Source organism: Mesorhizobium sp. GW821-FHT07A06 (assembly GCF_059419085.1).
The window spans coordinates 134,868-156,321 of sequence record NZ_JBWKRC010000009.1 but is presented as its reverse complement, the minus strand read 5'-3'; the positions used below and the strand labels follow the sequence as shown (position 1 = coordinate 156,321).

16 protein-coding genes are annotated in these 21,454 nt (G+C 60.4%); 15 read left to right on the top strand and 1 reads right to left on the bottom strand.

Going from position 1 to position 21,454, the window contains the following annotated elements:
* Positions 1-8: 8 nt before the first annotated feature.
* The 15 genes from AC07SZ_RS25440 (at position 9) to AC07SZ_RS25370 (ending at position 20,437) form a co-directional block, all read left to right on the top strand.
* Positions 9-1,703: a GMC family oxidoreductase gene (locus AC07SZ_RS25440; RefSeq protein ID WP_494916372.1), complete on the top strand. Its 1,695-nt coding sequence runs from the start codon at positions 9-11 to the stop codon at positions 1,701-1,703.
* Positions 1,704-1,720: 17 nt separating this feature from the next.
* Positions 1,721-2,503, top strand: coding sequence for an HpcH/HpaI aldolase family protein (locus tag AC07SZ_RS25435; protein ID WP_494916371.1), 783 nt, complete (start codon positions 1,721-1,723; stop codon positions 2,501-2,503).
* Between the two features lie 23 nt (positions 2,504-2,526).
* Positions 2,527-3,792: an NAD(P)/FAD-dependent oxidoreductase gene (locus AC07SZ_RS25430; protein ID WP_494916370.1), complete on the top strand. Its 1,266-nt coding sequence runs from the start codon at positions 2,527-2,529 to the stop codon at positions 3,790-3,792.
* Between the two features lie 731 nt (positions 3,793-4,523).
* Positions 4,524-5,684, top strand: a complete 1,161-nt coding sequence (locus AC07SZ_RS25425; protein ID WP_056565137.1) for an ABC transporter substrate-binding protein — start codon at positions 4,524-4,526, stop codon at positions 5,682-5,684.
* A 97-nt stretch (positions 5,685-5,781) separates the two neighbouring features.
* Complete coding sequence (locus tag AC07SZ_RS25420) at positions 5,782-7,956, top strand: YbhB/YbcL family Raf kinase inhibitor-like protein (protein ID WP_494916369.1); 2,175 nt, start codon at positions 5,782-5,784, stop codon at positions 7,954-7,956.
* A 35-nt stretch (positions 7,957-7,991) separates the two neighbouring features.
* The gene (locus AC07SZ_RS25415; RefSeq protein WP_006326052.1) at positions 7,992-8,396 is read left to right on the top strand and encodes a hypothetical protein; all 405 of its coding nucleotides are present in this window, start codon (positions 7,992-7,994) and stop codon (positions 8,394-8,396) included.
* A gap of 21 nt (positions 8,397-8,417) precedes the next feature.
* Complete coding sequence (locus AC07SZ_RS25410) at positions 8,418-9,374, top strand: alpha/beta fold hydrolase (RefSeq protein ID WP_056565134.1); 957 nt, start codon at positions 8,418-8,420, stop codon at positions 9,372-9,374.
* A 23-nt stretch (positions 9,375-9,397) separates the two neighbouring features.
* Positions 9,398-10,777: an ABC transporter permease gene (locus AC07SZ_RS25405; RefSeq protein ID WP_494916367.1), complete on the top strand. Its 1,380-nt coding sequence runs from the start codon at positions 9,398-9,400 to the stop codon at positions 10,775-10,777.
* Positions 10,774-12,174: an ABC transporter permease gene (locus tag AC07SZ_RS25400; RefSeq protein ID WP_494916366.1), complete on the top strand. Its 1,401-nt coding sequence runs from the start codon at positions 10,774-10,776 to the stop codon at positions 12,172-12,174. The genes AC07SZ_RS25405 and AC07SZ_RS25400 overlap by 4 nt, the downstream gene beginning before the upstream one ends.
* A 9-nt stretch (positions 12,175-12,183) precedes the next feature.
* A complete protein-coding gene (locus AC07SZ_RS25395) occupies positions 12,184-12,873 on the top strand; it encodes a bacteriorhodopsin (RefSeq protein WP_056565130.1) in 690 nt (229 codons plus the stop codon).
* A gap of 59 nt (positions 12,874-12,932) precedes the next feature.
* Positions 12,933-15,128 (top strand): flotillin family protein, encoded by a 2,196-nt coding sequence (locus AC07SZ_RS25390; RefSeq protein ID WP_056565127.1) that lies wholly within the window; start codon positions 12,933-12,935, stop codon positions 15,126-15,128.
* A 28-nt stretch (positions 15,129-15,156) separates the two neighbouring features.
* Complete coding sequence (locus AC07SZ_RS25385) at positions 15,157-15,621, top strand: hypothetical protein (protein ID WP_494916365.1); 465 nt, start codon at positions 15,157-15,159, stop codon at positions 15,619-15,621.
* Positions 15,618-17,495 (top strand): hypothetical protein, encoded by a 1,878-nt coding sequence (locus AC07SZ_RS25380; RefSeq protein WP_056565121.1) that lies wholly within the window; start codon positions 15,618-15,620, stop codon positions 17,493-17,495. The genes AC07SZ_RS25385 and AC07SZ_RS25380 overlap by 4 nt, the downstream gene beginning before the upstream one ends.
* A gap of 7 nt (positions 17,496-17,502) precedes the next feature.
* Positions 17,503-18,453, top strand: coding sequence for a LysR family transcriptional regulator (locus AC07SZ_RS25375; RefSeq protein WP_155772364.1), 951 nt, complete (start codon positions 17,503-17,505; stop codon positions 18,451-18,453).
* 499 nt (positions 18,454-18,952) lie between these two features.
* A complete protein-coding gene (locus AC07SZ_RS25370; RefSeq protein ID WP_494916364.1) occupies positions 18,953-20,437 on the top strand; it encodes an NAD-dependent succinate-semialdehyde dehydrogenase in 1,485 nt (494 codons plus the stop codon).
* Between the two features lie 186 nt (positions 20,438-20,623).
* Here the strand turns inward: AC07SZ_RS25370 and AC07SZ_RS25365 are convergent, their stop codons facing one another.
* Positions 20,624-21,448, bottom strand: coding sequence for an alpha/beta hydrolase (locus AC07SZ_RS25365; RefSeq protein ID WP_494916362.1), 825 nt, complete (start codon positions 21,446-21,448; stop codon positions 20,624-20,626).
* Positions 21,449-21,454 lie beyond the last annotated feature (6 nt).

Here is a 21,454-nt window from a genome sequence, read left to right as displayed (position 1 = left end):
GCAAGCACATGCAATTCGATTACATCATTGTCGGCGGCGGCTCGGCGGGTGCCGTGCTCGCCAGCCGTCTCTCGGAGAACGGCACGAAGCAGGTCGCGCTTTTCGAAGCCGGGCCCGACACGCCGCCGGACGACGTTCCGGAGGTGATCGCCGACAGCTATCCCGGCCTGTCCTATTTCGACCCGAAATACCATTGGACGGAGCTACGCGTCTTCAACCGCTCGCCCAAGCAGAATGCGCAGGTGGTCAAGACGGCCAAGCTCGAACAGGCCAAGGTGATGGGCGGCGGCTCCAGCATCAACGGCCAGTTCGCGGTGCGCGGCATGCCGCACGACTATGACGAATGGGAAGGTCTCGGCTTGCCCGGCTGGGGATGGGACGGCATGCTGCCCTATCTCAAGAAGCTGGAACGCGATCTCGATTTCGATGGCGAGCTTCACAACAAGACCGGGCGGATTCCGATCCGCCGCGTCTTTCCGCAGGACTGGGCCGGCTTTACCCGATCCGTCCTCAAGGTGACGGAAAGCGACTATCCCTACCGGCCGGACTACAATGGCAGTTTCGAGGACGGCTCGTTCCCGCTGCCTTTGTCGAACGAGAACGACCGCCGCGTCTCGACCGCGATCGGCTATCTGGACGCCGAGGCGCGTGCCCGCAAGAACCTGCACATCTTCGCCAATGCCTTCGTCGAGAGACTGGTGACCGAGGGGACGCGCATCACCGGCGTCGAGGTCACGATCGCTGGCCGCACGAAGATTCATCGCGCCAACGAGACGATCGTTTCAGCTGGCGCCCTGCATTCGCCGGCCATCCTGATGCGCGCTGGCATCGGTCCGGCGGCGCAGCTGAAGCGGCTGGGCATCGACGTGGTCGCCGACCGCCCCGGTGTCGGCGAGAACCTGACCGATCATCCGCATCTGGCCGTCGGCGCGCATTTCAAGAAATCCGCGCGGCTCAAGCCCGGTCAGCGGCGCCACATATTTCTGGGCGTCAGATACTCTTCGAACCATGCCAACTGCCATCCCGGCGACATGCTGCTGATGCCCGTCAACCGTGCCGGCTGGCATCCGCTCGGCAAGGCGATGGGCGCGCTCAATGTCTGCGTCAACAAATCCTATTCGCGCGGCACCGTGACGTTGAAGTCCGCGGTGCAGACCGATGAGCCGATCGTCGATCTGAACATGGCCTCCGACGGCCGCGACCTGATGCGCCTTGTCGATGGCTTCAAGCGCATCTGCAAGATCATGCAGTCGCCAGACGTCCAGCAGCACGTCAACACCTGGTTCCTGGCCGGCTACAGCGACGAGGCGCGTGCACTCAGCGTCCGCAAGCCGTCGAACTGGATCAAGACCGCAACCGCGGCCTACCTCTTCGACTACGCGCCGTTCTTCCGCGAAACCTTGCTCAAGCGCAAGTTCGGCACCACCGACCGCATCCAGGCGATGCTCGGCAATGAAGAGCTGATCGCCGATTGGGTCAAGCAATCCGTCTGGTCGGGCTGGCATGTCTCCGGCACCTGCAAGATGGGCGCCGACGGCGATCCGTTGGCGGTGCTGGATGCCGAATGCCGCGTGCGCGGCGTGCAGGGCCTGCGCGTCGTCGATGCCTCGATCATGCCGACGATCATCGCCGCCAACACCAACATCACCACCATCGCCATCGCTGAAAAAGCGGCGGACCTGATTTTGAATTCCCGACAATAGCAAAGGACCTCAAGGCTATGCGCAAGAACAAGGTGAAGGACATCTGGGCCGCCGGCGGCGAAGTCGTGACGGGCTGGCTCGGCATTCCGTCGTCGATCTCGGCCGAACTGATGGCCCAGCAAGGCTGGGATGCGCTGACCGTCGACCTCCAGCATGGCGCGACCGACTATGTCGACGCCGTGCCGATGCTGCAGGCGATCTCGACGACCGATACGACGCCGATGGTGCGCGTGCCGTGGAACGATCCTGCGATCATCGGCAAGGTGCTCGATGCCGGCGCCTATGGCGTGATCTGCCCGATGGTCAACACCGCCGAGGAAGCTGATGCCTTCGTGAAGGCCTGCCGCTATTTTCCCAAGGGCGGCCGCAGCGTCGGCCCGCTGCGCGCCTCGCTCTATGCCGGGGCGGACTATTTTCAGCACGCCAACGACACCATCATCACCATGGCGATGATCGAGAGCGACCAGGCCGTGAAGAACCTGGAAGACATTTTGAAGACGCCGAACCTCGACGCCATCTTCGTCGGTCCCTCGGACCTTGCCGTCACCATGGGCGAGGCGCCCGGCTTCGATCCGCGCTATCCCTCGGTTTACGAGGCGATCGAATACATCGCCGCCAAGTGCAAGGAAGCCGGCGTCATTCCGGGCATCCATTGCGGCTCGGTGGCCTATGGTGTCGACATGCGCAAGATGGGCTACCGCTTCATGGCCTACCTCTCCGACTTCCGCATGCTGCAGCAGATGGTGGTGCGGTCGCTGCCGGCCTTCCGCGCCGGCACGCCGAGCGCGATCGCGCCCTGATCGGCACATCCGGATCGATCGCCATGACATCGACAAGCATGCCGCGCGGCAAGGTGACGGTCATCGGCGCCGGCATCATCGGCGTCTGCACCGCGAACTATTTGCTCGAGCAGGGTTTTGCCGTCGAGGTGGTCGATCCGGCCTTGCCCGGATCGGAGGAGCAATGTTCCTTCGGCAATGCCGGCGGCATCTGCCCGGGATCCTGCATCCCGAACGCGATGCCGGGTGTGCTTCGCAACGTGCCGAAATGGCTGATGGATCCGGAAGGTCCGCTGATCGTGCGGCTCGCCTATCTGCCGCACGCGCTGCCCTGGCTGTTGCGCTTCCTAGCCGCCAGCCGCAGACCGCGCGTCGAGGAGATATCAGCGGCGATGCGCTCGCTGCACCGCTACACATTCGAGTGCTACGAGCCGCTGATCAAGGCAGCCGGCTGCGAGGATCTTCTGCAGAAGCGCGGTCAGCTTTTCGTCCACGAAACGGCCGATGGCCCGTCGAAGGGTGCCTATGGCCTCGGGCTGCGGCGCGAGCACGGCGTCAAGGTGGACATCCTCGATGCCGATGAAATCCGTCAGCTCGAACCGGCCCTGGCGCCGATCTTCAAGAGCGCGGTCTATTTGCCCGAGCAGGGCCAGTGCCCCAATCCTGGCCGGCTTGTCGCCAGGCTCGCCGAACACGCGGCACGACAGGGTGCACGGTTCTTCAGGGCGAAAGTCATCGGCTTCGACATGGGGGCCAGCGGTCCTTCGGCGGTGCGACTTGAAGGTGGCGATCGCATGCCGGTTGAGACCGTGGTGATTTGCGCCGGCGCCCGGTCGGGCGAACTTGCCCGCCAGCTTGGCGACCGGATCCCGCTTGAAAGCGAGCGCGGCTACCACATCATGGTCAAGGGCGCCGATACCGGCTTGCGCATCCAGACCATCTCGGCCGACCGCAAGTTCGTCGCCTCGCCGATGGAAGATGGCCTGCGGATCGCCGGCAATGTCGAGTTCGCCGGTTTGAGGGCGCCCGCGAACATGCACCGGGCGGATGTTCTCCTGAAGCAGGCGAGACCCATGTTCCGGAAATTGGAGGTCGGCGAGGTCACGCGCTGGATGGGTCATCGGCCGGGAACCCCCGACAGCATTCCGGTCATCGACCGGGCGTCGCGGGCGAGGAACGTCATCTACGCCTTCGGCCATGGCCATCAGGGCCTGATCGGAGGCGCTGTCACCGGCAAGATCGTGTCGCAGCTTGCCGCCGGTTTGCCGACGGCGATCGATCTGGCACCTTTCCGGAAGGATAGGTTCTGATCCAGGACGCGTGACGCGGCTTCAGCGGGAAGTCGCGCGCCATTGTAACTCGACGACCAGCCCTGCCGGTCGGGTCGATTCCGGAAACTAAGGATCGCTCCCAGTCGCGCCGCCGCCATTGTTGCGATCGTAAGACAAAGCCCGGTGCCGGAAGCGCTTTGTTGCGCCCTCGATGGAACCGCTCGATGATGCGCGGCAGCTCATCGTCATCCACGCCTGGCCCCCATCGGAGATCGCCACGCCATTTCGGTCTAGGCTGCGGAGGGCGGCGGCGCCGCTTCGAGCGCCGCGAGCGCCAGCACTTGACGGACGATTCGGCTGGTGCGGTCGACAGACGTGACGATATGACGAAGCGCCTCTTCACGACCGGGACCATCAAGGGTTGCAAGCGCCACCTGTGGCTTGGGTCTTCAAGTCCGCCAGAGGGGTGCGTAGCTCATGCGCTGGTATCTGGCATATGGCTTGAGCCTGCGGGATCTGTTCTATCGCTCAAGAGCTGACTGGCCGCTTCGGCCCCAAAGCACGCCAATCTTTGGGAAACTCCATAGCTTCTATCTTGGACCCTTCAGCCGAGAGATCTCCATAGCGAAAGCGTATAGAGCGCATTTGAAAAATGTATTACCTCCAAGGTCCTGATTGCCCGATAGTCCCTCGCGGGTTCCACTGAACTCAGCGTGCACACGGCTCAACGCCCGGCACTAAGGGAGGAAAAATTGACGACATTCGCAACCATGTTGCGATCGCTTGCCGTTGTCGCAACGATCGCCAGCTTCAGTCCGGCATTTGCCGGTGGCGTGGATGAGCTGCCCAAGAACATCCAGGACGAACTTTACAACAAGGACATGATGGATCCGATGCAGCCGCTCGCGGAGAGTGCGTATCGCGATTGGAAGCCAAAGAAGGGTCCGCCGTGGACGATCGGCTATGCAAGCTCATATGCGGGCAATACGTGGCGCGCTGACGTGATGAAACGTCTGCAGGAGGAACTCATTCCGAAATGGAAGAAGCTCGGCCTCGTCAAGGACGTGATCATTACCCAGTCGAACCTGAACGACTCCACGCAGATCCAGCAGATGCGGCAGCTTGTCGACCAGGGCGTCGACGCAATCATCGTCTGTTGCTCCAATCCGACTTCGCTGAACCAGACCGTTGAATACGCTCACCAGCGTGACATACCGGTGTTCTCGGCCACCGGGTATCTGACATCTCCATATGCTGTGAACTCCTCCGCGAATTTCGTGGTCGGTGGCAGCATGCTCGGCGAATGGATGGCCAAGCAGATCAATGGCAAGGGTAACGTCCTTGTTGTCGAAGGCATTCCCGGCGCTTCGGCATCGGATTCCCAGAACGTTGGCGTGCTGAAGGCACTGGCGAAATACCCCGACATCAAAGTGGTGGGTCAAGTTGCCGGCATGTGGACCGACCAGGTTGCCCAGTCCGAGATCCAGAAATGGCTGGCCACCAATCCGGGCGACCTGAACGGCATCATCATCCAGTCGGCGTCTGAGTTGGGTGCCTTGCGCGCTCTGCAACAGAGTGGACGCGACATGGTGCCGTTCTCGATCGGCGGCGAAATCGGTGCGCTTTGCTATTGGCGCAACAACAAGGATTTCGTCAGCCAGGCGGTCCAGGCATGGCCCCCAGGTGATGATTTTGAGTTCGCGTGGAACATCATGATGCGCACTCTTCAGGGACAGGGGCCGAAGGTCCAGTCCATCCTAACGAAGCCGCAGACGCTCACTTACGAGCAGCTCGAAAAGGCCGTCCCGGCCGACTGCAGCGAAGACTCTGACGGCTGGTACAACGTCGGCGCACAGAACTGGGCAAGCAAGGATTACCTGGACCAGTTTTTCCTGCGCCCGGCCGATCCCGAGACCTTCAAGGCGCAGTGACTGCCACCGGTCTGGCCACCCCTTCGACGCCGACGGGGTGGCATTTCCTTCATTCCATGCAAGTCTAGCCGACCAACGTCGGCCAACTGGACCTATGATGTCGTACCCCACGGTTGAACTCTCATCGGTCAGGAAGACCTTCGGGCCGACGGTAGCGCTCGGCGGGTGCAACCTGACGGCCTATGCGGGCGAGGTTCACGCGATCATTGGTGGTAATGGCTCGGGCAAAAGCACGCTCGCGAAGGTTATTTCGGGCGTTCTGATTCCGGATAGCGGCCAGGTCTCAATCCTTGGAAAGTCGGCAACGTCTCCACACGAAGCGCGCCAGCTGGGCATCTCCAATGTTTTTCAGGAGGTGCTTGTTGCAGATGAGTGCTCGGTGCTGGACAACCTTTACCTGGGCGCGGACAGCCTGCTGGGTTCATCCATGAACCGGGAGGAAAAGGAGGCCAAGGCAGCCGCGCTGATGCGCGAACTCCTCGGCTTCGAAATCGACCTCTCCGGCCTGGTAGGCGAACTGCCCCTGAGCGTCAAACAGTGGGTCACGATCGCCAGGGCTCTCCTTACCGATCCCAAGGTCCTGATCCTCGATGAGTCGTCTGCGGCGCTCGACTTCGATTCCACGGAGAGGCTGTTCCGCAAGATGCGGCAGTTGAAGCAAGGGGGGGCGAGCATTCTGATCGTCACCCACCGTATCGCCGAGCTGGTGCGTATTGCAGACCGTGCGACGGTCCTGCGCGACGGCGTGGATGTCGGCAAGCTGGCTAAAGAGGAGATCACCGAGTCCAGGATTCTCGAACTCATTGCCGGCGCCGAGCGCAGTGGGACCAGCCGTGATCAGCCTTTGCCGACGCGTCTTGGCGACCGACCGGTTCTGCGCGCGACTGACCTTCGGGTCTGGTCAGACGCTGCAGCTGTCAATTTCACGGTGTACCCCGGCGAGGTCATCGGGATCACCGGCCTGGACGGGCAAGGGCAGGCGGACTTCGTAAGGTGCATCGCCGGCATCCAGTCTCCGATTGCAGGCCGGCTGGTGGTGGTTAACGACGGCAAGGCCAGCGAGGTTACTGATCTTGCATCGGCGCGACGAAACAACATCAGCTACGTGAGCGGCGATCGCAAGAAAGAAGGCATCTTTGCCAATCTGAGCATATACGAAAATCTGCTGCTCCCAGTGTATCGCGAATTCCGGTCCGGCGGTGTGCTGAACTTCATCAACCGGACCAAGCTGACGCCGGTTTTCGAGTGGGAGTCCAGCAAACTGGCCGTCAAAATGGGAAGCCCCCAGAACCTGATCACATCGCTGTCAGGCGGCAACCAGCAGAAGGTGCTGATTGCCAGGGCCTTTGCCGAAAAGCCGGTGGTTTTGGTGCTCAACGATCCGGCCCGCGGCATCGACGTGGGGGCCAAGCTGGATCTTTACCGCAACCTCAAGGAATTCGCGGCCCGGGGCAACGCGGTGGTGTTCCTATCCAGCGAGCTCGAAGAATTCCTGAATCTGTGCACGCGGGTTCACGTGTTTCGCAATGGCGCGATTTCGGCTGATTTTGAGCCGCCGTTCGACGGACATGTCATCCTCAATGCCATGTTCGGTCGCCGCGCAACGGCGCGATTGCCCGGGGAGGCCGCCAACGAGAATGATCCGGACAACCCGATGCCGGTCGCAGATAGCCATAGTCCGAGACTTGAACAGGGCCGGCCGGTGCCAAGGTCTGTGACCCTGCTGAACCAGGAGGTGAACCATATGGCGGCAACACCATCTTTCGTGCTGAGTTGTCCGGATATTGCGCCGGGGCGCGTTATCCCCGACCGGTTCGCCGAAGACAACCGCCTCTCGCCCAGGTTGGTTTGGTCAGGTCCTCCGGAAGGCACGCGCAGCTTCGCGTTGGCCATCACCGATCCTGATCTGCCAGAGGCGTTTAATTTTCCCCGCTCGTTTGCACACTGGCTGGTGGCAAACATTCCGGCGGAACTTAGGGAACTGCCGGAAGGAGCGAGCGGGAGCCTGGGAATGCCGCACGGCGCTGTCGAGTTCAACAGCGACTTCGTGACATTCAAGATCCCGGGATTTGGCAAGGGATACGGCGGACCTTGGCCGCCGGATCGAGCGCACCGGTACTTCTTCACGCTCTATGCGCTGAAGGTGGACAAAGTCGAGTTGCCGGCCGAAGCCGATTTCGCGGTATTTGCGGCTGCAGTGATGCCGGTTGCGATCGATGCCGCGTCGTTCGTGGCAGTTTACGGGCCCGCAAAGAAGTCATTACCCGGTTAGGAACGGGGCAGGAATTCCCCAATCAGGAGGATAATATGAGTAGATATGGAAGCAGGAGCAGCTTTGATCTGGAATGGATCGAGCGATGGGCCAGAAAGGTCAACGATGACCGTATCTTACCGGTTGTCGGCCGTTTTTTTACGAGCAAATTCGTCCTGGGTTTCGACGACACCGAGTATCTGGTGGATGTTCGGGGGGGCAAGATTCAGAAGATTGCACAGGGTCTCACCCCCAATGACATGGGCGTGGAGTTTTGGCTCAAGGCTCCGAGCAGCGCCTGGTCGAAGTTTGCCCAGGAAATCCCACCGCCGATGTTCAACGACATCTGGGCGATGGCGCATCCGCTGCACAAGCAGCTGATTATTGAGGGCAATTCGCTCCCCTTCTGGCAGAATCTGCGGGCGCTGACGCGTATGCTCTCGCTGATGCGACAAGTTTAACGGCAGCGCAGGAGAGTTGTCATGAATACACACGATCCGATTGTCGGGCGTTACGTTTATGTCCAGTGCGAAGGCAAAACGTATCGCACGTACTACGAGGAACACGGCGAAGGCATTCCGATGGTCTGCCTGCATACCGCCGGCACTGACGGGCGCCAGTACCGGCATCAGCTGTGCGATCCCGATATCAGCCAGAATTTCCGTGTCATTGCCTTCGACATGCCTTGGCATGGCAAATCGATCCCGCCGGCAGACTTCCATCTGATGGAAGACGAATACAAACTCACGACCAAATTCTATTGTGAGTTCATCGTGGCGTTCTGCCGGGCGCTGGATCTGCGCAAACCGGTCCTGATGGGCCAGTCAATGGGAGGCAACATCTGCCTGGCATTGGCACTGCGCTATGAAAGCGAGTTTTCTGCCTTCATCGCTCTTGAAGCCTGCGACTATTCGCCGGGATGGTGGATCGATCCGCTGCATCACCCCCACATCCATGGTGGCGAAGTGGTCGCGACCTCGGTGTTCGGTCTGATGGCGCCGCTCTCTCCCGACGATTACCGGTGGGAGACCTGGTGGTACTACGCGCAAGGCGGCCCGGGCATTTTCAAGGGCGACCTCTATTTCTACAGCGTCGATTCGGATTTCCGCGACCAGTGCCAGAAAATCTCGGGGAAGGTGCCGATCTACTTCCTGACTGGCGAGTACGATTTCGCCTGTACGCCGGAAATGACCCAGCGTACCGCCGAAAAGGTCAAGAATTCCGAGTGCATCATCTTTGGCGGCGGTCACTTCCCGACGTCGGAAGACCCGGCGAAATTCAAGGAGGTCATCTCTCCCGTGCTGAAGAAAATCCTCAATGCGGATCCGGAAAGACGCGGTCAAGGCAGCAATGCCCTGTCGGGACGGAGCATTTCCGAAAGCCGGTCATCGTCCCGCAACGAGCGGCCCAACGAGGGCCGGAAGGTCATTGAGTTCTAGGTTGCGTTAGCAACGAAAGACAAATGGTAATGTCTCAGTCCAGGGCCTCCCAAAACACCTACCTGCTGGTCCCGATCCTGCTGATCGCGCTGCTCCTGAGCACTGCGGTCATCAGGGGGCCGAACCTCGTATCGTTATCGGGATTCGGCAGCGCGATCATCGTGTCGGCGCCCTTGATACTGGCGACATTCTCCCTTGTGGCCCTGGCTGTGGCGGGACGCGGCACTGTCGACTTGGCAGTCGGACCGCTGCTCGCTTTCATCAATGTTACGATCGTCAAGCTCAACGGGCTTGGCATCGTGACGGGTCCCTTTGGTGTCATCCTGGTCGCCCTTGGGATCGGCGTGCTCTACCAGCTCTTTTTCGCGCTCATCATCATATTCGTGCGTGTCCAGCCGATCATTGTAGCGCTGAGTGGCTTTCTGGCCCTGACCGGCATCAACCTCGTCATCCTCCCGAGGCCTGGCGGCACTGCGCCCGACTGGATGTCGTCCTGGGGCCTCGGCAACACCATCTTTTCACCGGTCCTTCTGATCGTGTTGCTGGCTATCGCGGCATGGTTGCTGTTCACCATGACCTCGTTCTACACAAACCTGCGTCTGATGGGTTACGATGAGCGCGCGGCCTACACCAGCGGCGTGCGCATCAACGTGGTTCGGATCGGTGCTCATGTCATCGCCGGTCTCTTCGTTGGCCTCGGCGCGATCTGCTATACCGCGCTGATTTCGTCCGGAGATCCGACACAGGGCACCACCATGACGCTGACGGCGGTGACCGCCCTCGTGCTCGGGGGCGTCAGCCTGTCCGGCGGGCGCGGTGGCGTGGCGGGCGGGCTGCTCGGCGCGCTCAACCTCTTCCTGATCGGCTATGTGCTCGCCACGTTCAATTTCGGCTCGACGCAAGCGTTTGTGACACAGCTTTTCTATGGACTGATCCTCGTTCTCTCGCTGCTGCTGACCCTGCTCGTCCCAGTCATCGGGCGATACCTTTATTTCATTTCGCCCTTTGCGGCATTTGTCGTCCTGGGCTGCGTGGTTCTCGGCATCATGCTGTATGTCAGCACCCGCGACACCTATGGCGTGGCGGCGGTGGCCAGTGATGCCTTGAAGGCCAATCCGGACGTGTTGACCCGCTATTTGCTGCTGCCCCCGCAGTCGGGAAGCGGAGTCGCGTTACCCGACCTTTCCCCGCTTCAAAAGGCCGTCTTTGGCTTCGCCGCGATACTGGCCGTGCTGACCCTTACGGTCCGTGTGGTCGTGTCTGAAGCCGTATCAGTGCGCCTCGGCGCGTTCATCTATGTGTTCGTCTCGGCACTCATCCTGCTCCTGTTTCTGGTCGTCGGCGAGCAAAGCCATGCGGCCGGCATTGCGGCGGCCGGACAATTGGTGGGGATCACGGTATGACCCAGACGTTTGGCGACGGCAGCCGCGGTGGCGGCTTATTTGTTCCGCGATCGCGCACTCTGGTGTGGCTTAACCTGGCGGTCACGTTCGTAGTTGCCGCGATCAGCTTTGGCTTGGGATTCTGGCAGGGGATCAGCGCCCAGGTTGTCATTCTCTACACGGTCGTGCTGGCCGCTGTTCTTTTCTGGCTGATCAACTACATAGCGGTCATATTTGAGCCACGGCCTTCGTCACTGGACACCGGAAGCGCGCCCGCCGCTGCCGGCGGCGTCTGGGCCGGTAACCGGGTTCTGATCATCACCATGTCGGTGATGCTGATTGTGTACCTGCTGATTACCGCTACTGTCCCGTCCTTCAGGAGCCTTGGCAACCTGATCGCCTTCCTGCTGCTGGAAGCGATCCTGGTCTTCGCGTTCAAGGTCAGCAACCGTTTCGCTCACGGCCGGAGCGCGTTTATCGGGCTGATTGTCCTGCTGGCGCTGATTGTGATCAGCTCCTTCACGATCAACGGGTTTCTCTCAGCTCCCAATATCAAGGCAATTCTGCTGTTTGCCGCTTTCCTGGGAATCGCCTGCGTTGGCCAAACGCTGGTTGCGCTGCTGGGCGGCTTGGACCTGTCGATCCCATTTGTGATCGGGTCCTCGAATATCGGGCTGCTCTTCCTGATCGGGCTCGGCGTGCCATCGTGGCTGGCAGTCGTCTTTGTGCTGCTCATCGGCGCCACTCTGGGTTTTCTCAACGGCGTCCTGTCATACAGGCTGCAGGGCCAGGCTTTGATCCTGACGCTCGGCATGGGCTTTGCGATTGCAGGTCTGGTCCAGATCCTGACCAGTATAGGGTCGTCATTTGGCGGCAATGTTTTTGGGACGGTGCCCAAATGGCTCCAGAACCTCGCTGCTATGAACGGTCGTACCTTCGGTTTGGCCGTTCCGCCGACAATCCTCCTGTGGATCGTCATCGCGATCATCGTCATTGTCGGACTGCGGTATTCCGCCTTTGGCAGGTATATTTATGCTCTTGGCGGCAATCGCCGTTCCGCCAAGCTCATCGGTGTCTCTGAGTTCAAATACTGGACCGTGGCCTACACCATAAGCGGCTTCTCGGCCGCCCTGACAGGATGCCTGCTGCTGGGATGGAGCGGCGGCGGATTCATAGGGGTCGGCGACCAGTATCTTTTCACAACCCTGGCTGCGGTGGTGATCGGCGGAACCTCGCTTATGGGCGGGTACGGCGGCTATGGCTACACAGTGATCGGGGTTCTCGTCCTGCAAGTCCTGAGTGCCTTCCTGATCGGCATCGGGCTCAAATACGAATGGCAACAGTTCATTTTCGGTCTTCTGATCCTGCCGATGGTCGCGCTCTACGGCCGCGCCCCAGACATCAGAGCTCAAGTTTAGGGAAAGCCCATGTTTGGAACACTCTTTCAGTCCAGCGCCGTTGTGAGCACCGCGCTCAGCGTTGCTACCCTTGCCACGTTTGCAACCGCTGCCTTGGCGATGCTGGGCCTGACGTGGACGTCCGAGCGGTGGCGGGTTCCGCTGGCGCTGTCAGGCGTCGCCCTTCTCGCATCGGGCATTGAATACTACGCTGCTTCGAACATTTGGCTGACGGGCCAGCAGCTCAGTGCGGCTTCGCGCTATGTCGCGTGGTTTGTGGTTCAGCCGATGCAGGTGGCATCGGTGTTCTTCTTTGCGAGCATTGCGGGAAAAGTGCCTGTAGGTGTCTTCTGGCGGACACTGGCAGCTGCAATCCTGATGGTTCTCGCACGATACTTTGGTGACGCACGGATTTTCAATCCGACCCTCGGCGTGCTGCTGTCGATCGCCTTCTGGCTCTACATTCTCGGCGAGATGTATTTCGGTGCGATGGCGGATGCCGTCAGCAAGTCGACGCGGCCAATCCGGCTCGGTTATTTCTGGATCAGGCTGATCCTGACCATCGGTTGGGCGATCTACCCGATACTGCACTTCGTGGATGTCGTCATCGGCACGGGACATGTGGCGCCGATCATCGTGCTCTACACCGTTGCTGACCTTGTCAATCTCATCGCCGTCTCAATGATCGTACTCGCCGTCGCCGGCGAGGAGCGTTTCTGAGGGCTGTCAATCTTCGCGCCAAAGTGCTCGGCGCCCGCGGTTAAGTGGAGGATCTTCCCATGAATGGCTCAGATGTGATCGCAGTCGTTATTCTCATAACGATCATCATCGCGATTGGTGTCTATCTGCTGCACTGGCTTTACAGACATTCGTCAAAAGACCAGTCCTTCGTCCGGACCGGCCTTGGGGGCGAGCGAGTGGTCATGGGCGGTGGTGCGCTGATCATCCCGATCGTCCACGACATCACCCGCGTCAACATGAACGCGATTCCGGTGGAAATCAGGAGGCTCGGCGAGCAATCCCTGATCACCAGGAACAAGATGCGCATCGATATCATCGCCGAGTTCTTCGTGCGGGTCGTGCCGACGCAAGTCGGTGTCTCGACCGCCGCCAGGACGCTCGGCGAGCGCACCCAGAATCCGGCCGCGCTAAAGGAGATCGTTCAGGGCCGGTTCGTCGACGCGATGTCGGCCATCGCTTCCACAATGACGATGGATGAGATCCACACCAACCGCGGTCGTTACATGAGCGAGGTCGCCGCTCTGGCGGCGACAACTCTCGGCTCCAACGGTCTCGAGCTTGAAAACGCCTCGCTGACCAACCTCAACCAGACCGCCATTTCCGTATTTGACCCGTCCAACGCGTTCGATGCTGAAGGACTGACGCAGCTGACCGAGCAGATTGAAGAGCGCCGTCAGCTCCGCAACCGCATCGAAAACGAATCGCGGATCGGTATCAAGCTCAAGGATTTCGAGACGGAGCAGCGGGCTCTGGAGATCGAGCGTGACCTTGAGTACGCCCGCATCGAACAGACACAGGCAATCGAAATCCGCAAAGCCTCGCAGCTGGCGGAAATCGAGGCAGAGCGGTCCAGCTCCACGATCAGTATTCAGAACGCCAGGATTCGCAGCGAGCAAGAAGGCGAGCGGATCCGGATCGCCAAGGACCGACTGATTGATTCCGAACGGATCACTACCCAGTCGGAGGTGCGGTCGCTGGAGATCAAGAAACAGCAAGAGACTGAATTGACGGAGATCATGTCGCGCCGCGAGCTCGAGATGCAACGGATCCAGAACCGCCGGGAAGTCGAGGCCGAGAGGATCGAAAACGAGCAGCATGTGAAGGAATCGGAAATTCGGTCGCGACAGGAGTTGTCGATTATCGAGACGACGTCATCGGCCGAGATCGACCAGGCCAGACTGCAGAGCCAACGGGTCACCGAGACACACCGTATCGAAACCGACAAAACCATTGAATTGCTGGCTGTGGCGAAGTCAAAAGAGGTTCGCATCAGCAATGAGCTTGCCGAAGCAGACCAGGAAAAGGCGCGCCTGCAGAAGCGTTACGATGTCGACGTCGAACGCTTGAGGGTTGACGAGGAAATCGTGCAACTCGAGATCGAGAAAAACCAGAAAATCAAGCTTGCCGAGACCAAGGCATTCCAAGAAATCCAGGACGCGTCGATCGAGGCCAACCGGCAGATTGATGAACTGCGCATCGCGGCGCGGAAGTTTGTCGATAAGTATGAGATCGAACAGCAGAAGGAGGTTGAAATCGTCGACAAGGAACGGCTCATCGCGGTGATCAACAAGTCGATCGAGGAAGCCTACGCGAAGACGGAAGCTGCGGAAGCCCTGAAAAAGCAGGTTGAACAGGAAGAACAGGTCAACAGCGCACGCGAAGAAGAGGTGGCCGAACGCATCAAGCGGATCGAGCTTATCCAGTCTTCGTCCAGGATCGAGCGCGACGCCCAGCGCGTGGTCTCTTCGGCAAGAGCCGAGAAGGAAGCTACGGAACTAAGGGCACAGGCGGAAATCGCAGAGTCCAACGCAGCCGAAATCCGCTACGCCAAGGACGCCGCCGGGCAGCGCATGCTCAACGAGTCGGAGAACACCCGTTCGGACGCCAGCAGGCGGAGTGCCATCTACGAGAACCTCGTCAGCAATCTGCCGAGTATTATTCGCGAGACGGTCAAGCCGATGGAAAATATCGAATCCATCAAGATCCTGCAGGTCGATGGACTGCCAGGCCTCAACAGTCCCTCGGAAACAGCTGGCGCGGGCAATGGCGGTTCGGGTGGCGGCAACATGACCGACCGCGTCGTGAACTCCGCCATGAAGTACCGTACCCAGGTGGCGTTCGTAGACGGGCTCATGAAGGACCTCGGGCTGCCGATCGAGAATCTCGGGAGCGCGGGCGGGATGTCGTTCCGCAACTTCCAGGGGCCGGACGCTCCTAAGGACAAGGACGACTGAACGCGGCCCACTTTAGCGAGAACTTTTCATGACCCCGCTCGGCCCAAATGAAACGCTGGACCGCCACGCCCTGGTTATGGCGTGCTGGTTGGCAGCGGCCCTGCCGGCCGCATTCTTGTTCGACTACGGATTCGGCCAAGGCGGGGCGCCCTATCTCCTCTCCGGGTTCGCGATTATTCTGGCGGGATTTGTGGCGCATGTGATCGTCAATGCTGTTTACGGCACAGGGTTCTCGCCCCGCGAATTGGGACTTGGCCTCATCATCTATGGAATCGGCCTGCTCCTCTTCGTAGCTCTGTCGCTCGTTGGCGCGCCATTGGCCGTGAATAACTTCATGCCGCTCAGCGTCGGCTTTATCACCACAGGGGCCGTGGTGGTTTTCTACCTGATCACCCGGTACGGCGCGCGACAGGCATTTGAAGGGTTCGACGCCATCCGCGACTTCCGTTCGGGTGACCGAGATTCAACCCGTTCGACGGGAGGCTCCGAATGACCTCCCTGCTTGTTTCCATGCTCGCTATCGTTGCGGTCTTCGGTCTCTATCTTGCAACCATCAGCGGCCGTCACACCCAGCAGGCGTCTGACTTCGTGGATGGCGGTCAATCATTGCCGCCTTGGGTGATCATCTTCGCTGGTGCCGGCATTACCTTGGCAAGTCTTAGCCTTTCGGATCACCTGGTTTTGCTCTCCATCTTCGGCCTGCAATACAATCAGATTGCTGTCGGGATCATCTGCGTCGCCCTCGTCGCAGCCCTTACGCAGAAGCGCCTTTGGCTCGCCTCGAGACTGACCTCGTTGCGAACCCTGGGTGACCTGCTCGGCGATTATTTTGGCAGCACCACCCTGCGCATTTTCATGCTTGTCTTGTTGTTTCTCTTCACCATCCCGTTCGCGGCGACGGCTTTGTCTCAGGCGGGCGAACTGGTGGAGGCTTCAACCGCGGGCGACATCCCGTCCGGGCTTGCAATCTGGGCGTTTGCGTTTGCGCTGTTCGTTTGCAGCGTGATCGGCGGCTGGCGCGGCACCGCCTATTTTGTTGCCGCCCAGTCCTTGCTGATCTTAGCCCTCCTCCTGTTCTTCGGCGGTTTCACGGGCTTCACAGTTGGCAAGCTCGCGTTTACCGCTGGCGGCATTGCGACCACCGGGGGCGTGCTGCCCGACATGATCCCCGGAGTGATCCAGTTCACAGCCGGTATCGGCAAGGAACTCCCGATCGGCGGCATCTGGACGACGTTTGCGGGATTGACGTTCGCACTCTCTTTGGGCGGCATCGCCATCAGTCCCGGGTTCAGCTTCCTCGGCATGACAAGTAAGCCGCATCGCGGCTTTGCATTTGGCCAGGTCTGGATGATCGCGGGGGTGGCGGCCGGTGCACTGATATTGGTCGGGCCGATCCTAGCCGGCGAGATCGCGGCAGGAAGGACCCTGACCGCCTTCACCACGCGCCTGGCGTCGCTCGACCAGATGGTGGCGGTGGGCTTCATTGTTCTTTTGGTGGCGGCATCCCAAATTGCCGTGGCGTTTTTCGCTGGATCGGGTGCTTCCATCTGCACGCTCGAACTCACGTCCCGCTACATTGTTCCGGGCATGGACCAACGCACGATGCGGTTTGCGGCACGTGTCACCTTAGCCCTCGTCTATGGCGCCGTCGCCATCGCCGCGAGTTATGCACCGCTTGGCGCGACGATCTTTTCGTCTCTCACGCTCAGTCTGTCCGTGCAGTTCCTGCCGGCAGTGTTAGGCCTTTGCTGGGTGCGTTGGATTAGCCGCAGCGGTGTGCTGACGGGGCTAATTGTCGGAGGTCTCTTCGTGGTGTTTACAGAGAGCTTCGGCTTGGTCCTGTTCGAGCGACTGTTCATCGACCTGCCGTGGGGTCGTTGGCCTCTATCGGTGCATTCGGCCGGATGGGGGCTGATCCCGAATTTTGCGGCGTGCCTGCTGGTCTCTCTGTTCACGCGAAGCGGTGCTGAAAGAGATCGCAGGGACCGCCTCCACGATGCATTTGAGAAAAGCCAACCGGCGCGCAATGGCAACCCTGCGGCCACGACCGCGAAATGGTCGCTGACCCTGCTCTGGGCGTTCTTCGCGCTCGGACCTGGAGCGATCCTAGGCAACAAGTTCTTCAGCGAGCCGATTTTTGCAGGAACTGTCGTGGCGCCGGGCGTGCCATCGCTGCTAATCTGGCAGGTGCTGTTCTGGTTCGTCGGCGTCTTTATCGTGTGGTGGCTAGCCTATCAGGGCCGGCTATCCGTGATAGATCAACCACCGCGCCACCAGATAAACCTCGTGCCTGACATCAACCCCCTGTTTGAGCCAACCACGACGCCGTGGATTGCCCGGCTCCTTGACCGTGTCACCGGCAGGTAGCGGGGAGATGGAGGGCATCGATCTCAGGCGCCTGCGCTATTTCATTGCGGTGTGCGAGCACGGGGGCTTTTCTCGGGCGTCCCAATCCATCGGCGTAGCGCAGCCTTCGCTGACGCGGCAGATCAAACTGCTTGAGAAGGAGGTCGGCGTTTCTCTGATAAACCGCAGCGGACGGGGAGCCGAGCCCACGGCAGAAGGCCGGTTCCTGCTGGGTCGATCCCGCCTTCACATAGATGGCCTGGATGACGCCGTTCGCGAGATGCGTCGGCGTTCCAATGAACTGAAAGGCGAGATATCGCTGGGTATCTGCCCAACTATCGCTTCGCTGTTCCTTGAGGACATCCGTAGTTTCGTCGGAGTTCAATGTCAGGGCGTGACACTGAACGTGGTCGAGGCCTACAGCGGCGACCTCGCCAGCCTCATGCGCGGCGGACGTCTCGACGCCGCGCTTACCTATCGGCCTACTTCGCCGGAAAGGCTCGACATCATCGATCTGTTCTCAGAGCGCCTTGTACTTGTAACGTCCTATGCCGGTGTGAAGCTCCAACCGCCGCGCCAGCTCAGCGACATCGGCCGTCTGAAGCTGATCCTCCCCAGCGAAATCCATGAGTTGCGGCGAATTATCGATCGGGTCTACCAGGCAAGGGGCATTGCCCTCAAGCCAGAGCTGGAACTCGATTCCCTTGGCGCGGTCAAAACCGTGATCGCGGATAAGGCCACGCAATATGCAACCATTCTGCCTCACTCAAGCGTGGCCCGTGAACTCTCTCAACACGCATTGAGTGCCTCCGCCATCGCCGACAGGGACATGACGCGAACCATCGCCCTGGTGCGGCCGCAGGAAAGCGCGGCCCAGCATGTCGTCCTCCCCATCCTGATTGACGAAATCCGCCGGTTGGCGCAGCGACTGAAGAAATCCCAGGGTAGCGCAGACACGGTGTCGTTGGGACAGGGCTAGAATAAGAGGCATTGCCTCGTGGCCTTACCATCACACCGTAGGGAGTCGAGTGTGCCGTTTCGCTATATCTCCCATTACAAAACGCTATTTGACGGAGGGACCCCTTCCGGTGCGATGGTATTGGAAAAGGACGTAAGGGAGCGAGCCATGCCAGGCGCGCTGGAGGGAACGGCCGTCACCTGAATCAAGGAGAGCCAAGATCGTGATGGAAACCGCCCCTGCAAGACGTGTCTCCGTTGCACGCCACGACACCAAGGGCGGTACCGACAACCCGGTGACGGCGACCGAACTCGCACAAAAAGCCCCCACGCAACTTGTCGCCGGCGGCAGTTCGGAAGGTCGCGCTGACGAATTAATGCCGTGCTTGGCCTGCCTACGACCGCTCGATACGTTCGCTGGGGGCACTTCGACGCCGGGGATGCTCGTCCCCAAGTCCGTACCGCGCGGAGCGCCTGATGTTTAAGCGCGGTCGCCAGCAATCCAGTAGAGGTGAATAGTCATGGCCGTATCAGCGACACTCCTAAGCAGGATCAAGGATAAGGACCTGGTCCGCGAAGCGGGATTGATCGGCAACGAATGGCTCGGTCGATCGCAGTCCGGCCAAACCTTCGACGTTACCAACCCGTCGACGAACGAGGTGCTGGCAACATTGCCGGATTTCACGCGAGTGGAAATCGCGAAAGCCATCGACGCAGCTCATGTGGCGCAGAAGGCCTGGGCTGCCCGTACGGGCAAGGAGCGCGCTGCCGTTCTGCGTCGCTGGTACGATCTCACAATCGCGAATCTGGATGATCTGGCCACCATCTTGACCGCCGAGATGGGCAAGCCGTTCGCAGAGTCGAAAGGCGAAATCCTTTACGGCGCGTCCTACATCGAATGGTTCGGCGAGGAGGCCAAGCGCGTCTATGGTGACACCATCCCTGGGCATGCTCGTGACAAGCGGATCGTCGTAATCAAGCAGCCCGTAGGCGTCGTCGGGGCCGTGACGCCTTGGAATTTTCCTTCGGCGATGGTGGCGCGCAAGATCGCTCCCGCCTTGGCGGTCGGTTGTTCGATGGTCTTCAAACCGGCAGCCCTGACCCCTTTGTCTGCCTTGGCACTGGCCGTGCTCGCGGAAAGGGCAGGGGTTCCCGCCGGTTTGCTGAGCGTAGTCCCGATCACCAAGAGTTCGGACTTCGGTGATGAGGTCTGCGAAAACGAAAAGGTACGCAAACTCACCTTTACCGGATCCACTGAAGTCGGCCGCACACTTATGGCGCAAGCATCCGCCCAGGTGATGAAGCTCAGCATGGAGCTGGGGGGCAACGCACCGTTTATCGTGTTCGACGATGCCGACATCGACGCTGCTGTCGAGGGAGCCGTGGTCTCAAAGTATCGAAATGCCGGACAGACCTGCGTTTGCGCCAACCGCCTATACGTGCAGACCGGCATTTATGAGGAGTTTGCGGAAAAACTTGCCCGTCGTGTGAAAGCCTTCAAGGTGGGCGACGGCTTCGCGGAAGGCACCGAGATCGGTCCCTTGGTCGACGATCGCGCCGTCGCCAAGGTCAGGCGCCACATCGAGAACGCCGTCGCTCATGGCGCCAGCATCGTGGCTGGCGGCCCGAACCACCCCTTGGGCGGCAATTTCATCTGGCCGACCGTCCTGACCGACGTGACAGGCAAAATGGCGGTAGCCCGTGAAGAAACGTTTGGTCCCCTGGCACCCCTGTTCCGTTTCGATACGGTGGAGGATGTCATTGCCATGGCGAATGACACCGAGTTTGGGCTGGCGGCCTATTTCTACGCCAAGGATATGTCGCGCGTCTGGGCTGTGGCCGAAGCCCTTGAGTACGGCATGGTCGGCATCAACACTGGCCTGATTTCGACGGAAGTGGCGCCGTTCGGCGGCATCAAGCAATCAGGCTTTGGGCGGGAAGGCTCGAAATACGGCCTCGATGACTTCACGGAACTCAAATATCTCTGCTTCGGCGGTATCGCCTAACGCGCGCAGGGTTGGCGAGCTGCATTTGGAATCCGAGGGGCGGTTGCATGGAACCAGGAATTGACGCGGCAGGTCTGATCCTGGCGATGCTCGAAGACCTTGGGTCGGAAGCAAGATGGATCGGAAGGACGGTGCGGAACATACCGCCCGCCGCCGTCTATGGCATTGCGCGGAAACCCGGCCGCACTAGTCGCGCGTCGCTTCGATAATTTCTAACAGGCAATCGCCAGCTTGCGTGCGGCTGATGCCCAGATCCCGTACGCTGTTCATATGGTTCCGATCTTCCAGGGACAGGTTGCGGACACCGAGCCCGAGCGCGCGCAATCGCGTTGCGAAATCAGCCGCCTGCTTGTGGAATGGCGGCGTTTCTTGCGCACCTACCACGATCGTCACGGCGGTATCAGGATCGTGTTGCCGCGTCATCGGCGCGAAGGCCGCGGCCTCCTCGTCGGTGATGCCGATCATTGGCTCGAGGAAAGACGTCTGCAGGGGCTTCAGGTCGTAGAGGCCACCCAGCAGCAGCGCCGCATGGATGTGTGCCGGCGCAGGCGTCTTTTCAAACAGGAATGTCGCCAGATGCGCCCCGGCGGAATGGCCGCTGAGGCTTATCCGGCCGGGGTCGCCGCCATGGCTGGCGATGTTGTCCAGCACCCATTGCTTGGCGCGCCGGACCTGATCCACGATCGCCGCCATCCTCACCTCGGGCATCAGCGCATAGTCGACGATCACCGCGATCGCGCCAGCCCTGGTCACGGTATCCGCGACATAGGAATAGTCGGCCTTGGAGAACATGCGCCAGTAGCCGCCATGGATGAAGATATGAACCGGAAGATTGCCGCCCCGGCCCGGCGGAAAGAACAGGTCGAGCTTCTCGGCGGGGTGTTCGCCATAGGCGAGATCGCCCGCCATGGCCAGCGTCGCCCGGGTCGCGGCGCTGCGCGCCACGATATCGGCCACGATGTCATCAAAATCGGCAACGTGGTCGCGGGTGCGGAAGGGGTCTTTCTGCATGGGAGC